Origin of the sequence: Clostridium sp., from assembly GCF_021443865.1 — a bacterium.
In the GTDB taxonomy this organism is placed as follows: Bacteria; Bacillota; Clostridia; order Clostridiales; family Clostridiaceae; genus Clostridium.
On the sequence record NZ_JABUTB010000148.1, the window covers coordinates 1 to 3,380 of the forward strand.

Sequence of the window (3,380 nt, forward strand, 5' to 3'; positions counted from 1 at the left end):
AATGATAAGTTAAAGAAAACTGGAAGTAGTTCTTCATTTTTTAGTAGTAGCTTAGGTAAGTTGACGGGAACAGTTTTAACATTAACTACTGCTCTTAAAGGTATGCAACTATCAGATGAACTTGTTAATACAGGTGCTAGATTAAATCTAATAAATGATGGATTACAAACTCAAGCAGAGTTACAAGAGAAAATATATGCATCTGCAACTAGGTCGAGAGGTGTTTATACTGATATGGCTGGAGCAGTAGCTAAACTTGGGTTAACTGCTGCAGATTCATTTGGATCTAATGATGAACTTATTGCATTTACGGAGTTAATTCAAAAAAGTTTTAAAGTTGGTGGAGCAAGTGCTTCAGAACAATCAAGTGCTTTGCTTCAATTAACACAAGCTATGGGAGCTGGTAAATTACAAGGCGATGAATTTAGAAGTATTACTGAAAATGCTCCAATGATAGCTGATGCTATTGCTAAATACGTTGGTGTAAGCAAGGGGAAACTTAAAGAGTTATCAAGTGAAGGAGCTATTACTGCTGATATTATAAAAAATGCTATGTTTAATGCTAGTGATGATATTAATTCTAAATTTAAAACAATGCCTATGACTTTTTCAGATATATGGAATAAGCTTAAAAATGGATTGCTTAGTGCATTTACTCCAATATCAGATGCATTTAGTAATATGATTAATTCACAAAGTTTTATAAATGTAATTAATGCTCTTATTATAGGAGTTAATATATTAGGTAGTGCTTTGGGGGGGTTAATAGATTTAATTGTATCGGGATGGGATTTAATAAGTCCATTTATTATAGCACTTGCAACAGTATGGTTGAACACTATTATAGTAAAATTATGGGCAATGGTAACACCTATACTTGCACAGGCAGGAGCATGGATATTAGCACATGCACCTATGATAATGTTAATAGCATTAATAATTATGATAATACAAGCATTAGGCTCTATGGGGGTAACATTTCAAGATATATTTAGTTTTGTAGGGGGTCTTTTTGGAGTATTTTACGCATTAGTTGGTAATTATTTAATAGGATTATGGAATACAGTAGCAGCATTTGTAAACTTCTTTGGTAATGTCTTTAGTAATCCAGTAGCAGCAGTTCAAACATTATTTTATGATATGGCTGTAAATGTACTTGGCATTATAGAGGGATTAGCTCAAGGAATAGAAGATTTATTAAATAAAATACCTGGAGTAGAAGTATCTATAACTAGTGGTATTTCTGGATTAAGAGATAGACTTGCAAGTAAATCAGCTTCAATTAAAGATGAAGCTGGACTAGTTGAATATGTTAAAAGTAAAGAGTTTATTAACTATTCATCATCAGCAATGGCTGGAAGTGATATAGGAAATAATATATATGGAAGCATTGCTGAAAAGTTAAGTGGTATATCAAATGCTTTTTCAAGTTTAACCCAAGGCGTAACATCTTCTGGAATACCTGGACTTGGAGATATTGGTACAAGTTCGAATCCACTATCTGTAGAAGGTACTGGAAAAGATGGAGCTATTGATGTAGATATGGCAGATGAAGACTTAAAGTATTTAAGAGATATAGCTGAAAGGGAATATATTAATAAATTCAGTACTGCTACATTGGCACCTAATATTCAAATATCTTTTGGTGATGTACATGAAGAAGCTGATGTAGATAAATTATATGGAAGAGTTAGAAAGATTCTTCAAGAGGAAATTGCTATAGCAAGTGAGGGGATTAATTAATGAGTTATTCAATTTTTTTTGATAATGATAATGAAACTTATAGAATCCCAGTTAATCCAGAGGAAGTTAAAATAGAGAATAGTCTATCTATAGAGAAATATAATATATTAAGTTTAGGTCAAGTTTCAGTTCCAAATTATAAAGAACTAAATAATTATAGTTTTGAAACTGAATTTCCTTATAAAATAACTAGTTATGTTAATTATACTAAAAGCTTTAAAAGTTCTGATTTTTGGATTAACTTATTTGAAGGATGGATGAAAAATAAGACAGTAGTTAGATTTATAGCAACAAATGGAAAAGGAAAAGATATAAATACTCTTGTATTAATTTCTAACTTAGGAGTAACTGAAAAAGCTGGAGAAGAAGGGGATAAATATATTTCCTTTGAATTATTAGAGTACAGAAAATTTGATAAGAAGATAGCTACTGTTAAAAGTATAGGTGGGAGTAAAGCAAAGATTACTGAATCTTCAGCTGAAACTACTAACCCTAAAGCTACAAATAGAAACTATACAGTAGTTAGTGGTGATACATTATGGGCGATAGCAACTAGATATTATGGTAATGGAGCTCAATATCCTAAAATATATGATGCAAATAGAAATATTCTCAGTAATCCGAATTTAATCTATCCAGGGCAAAGTTTGGTGATTCCATGATAGAATTTTTAGTTGAAGTAGAAAATAAAGTATATGAAATAAGTGACTTAGTGACTAAGGTAACTTATACAGATAAGCTGAATGATGGATGTTCTAAATTGGAGTTCTCTTATTTAAATAAAGATCTAATAATTAGAAATGGTAGTACAGTTAGGTTTAAATATAATAATGATAATATCTTTTTTGGATATGTATTTAAGGTTGGACAGAATAGTTCTGATGAAATTACAGTTACTGCTTATGACCAGTTAAGATACTGTAAAGCTAAAGATACAATAATAGTCAGCAATTCTAGTTTAGGAGCTTTAGCAAAGAAAATGTGTAATTATTTCGGATTAAGAATAGGAAATGTAAGTAACTCTAGCTTTGTGCTGCCTAATTCAATTCAAGATGATAAAACTTGGCTAGATATTATGTATAATGCAATATCAGATACATTAATGTCGGTTGGGATAAAATACTCATTGCGAGATGAATTTGGTTATGTAGCATTAAGAGATTTAGATGACCTAAGGTTAAATTTAATATTAGGGGATGAAAGTTTAGCTTATGATTATGAATATGAAAAATCTATAGATGATGAATTTTATAATCTTATCAAATTAGTAAGTGATAATGAAAGTACTGGGAAAAGAGATGTCTATATAGTTAAAGATAGTGATTCTATTGATAAGTTTGGGTTAATGCAGTATTTTGAAGTATTAGATAAGAATTCACAAGAAAAAATATATTTATTTGATACAGATAAAGCTAGAAACGAAAATAATGAATTAATGAAGGAAATATTAAAAGAAGTAAAAGTTGAAAGCGTTCCAACAATAATATACTTTGAAGGAAATATTGAAAAGGATAGATATGATACATTAGGAGGAGTAGATGAGTTAAAAGGGTGGTTTAATGGAAAGCTATAAGTATTTTTAGTATAGTAGTATAATAAGAGATTAAGAGGAAATGAATTAAAATAAGACATAGTAT

3 protein-coding genes are annotated in these 3,380 nt (G+C 29.8%); all 3 read left to right on the forward strand.

From position 1 onward, the window contains the following. Nucleotides 1-1,743 (forward strand): tape measure protein (locus HUJ77_RS15135; protein ID WP_291710060.1); only part of this gene is annotated, 1,743 nt, incomplete at its 5' end. Next, a complete protein-coding gene (locus HUJ77_RS15140) occupies nucleotides 1,743-2,405 on the forward strand; it encodes a LysM peptidoglycan-binding domain-containing protein (protein ID WP_291710062.1) in 663 nt (220 codons plus the stop codon). The genes HUJ77_RS15135 and HUJ77_RS15140, both read left to right, overlap by 1 nt. Beyond that, nucleotides 2,402-3,316, forward strand: coding sequence for a hypothetical protein (locus tag HUJ77_RS15145; RefSeq protein WP_291710064.1), 915 nt, complete (start codon nucleotides 2,402-2,404; stop codon nucleotides 3,314-3,316). Before HUJ77_RS15140 ends, HUJ77_RS15145 begins: the two co-directional genes overlap by 4 nt. The last annotated feature ends 64 nt before the right edge of the window (nucleotides 3,317-3,380 follow it).

Bases quoted from the DNA above. Each gene is read 5' to 3' on its own strand.
- HUJ77_RS15140 (WP_291710062.1), top strand. From the start codon at position 1,743: ATGAGTTATTCAATTTTTTTTGATAATGATAATGAAACTTATAGAATC.
- HUJ77_RS15145 (WP_291710064.1), top strand. From the start codon at position 2,402: ATGATAGAATTTTTAGTTGAAGTAGAAAATAAAGTATATGAAATAAGT.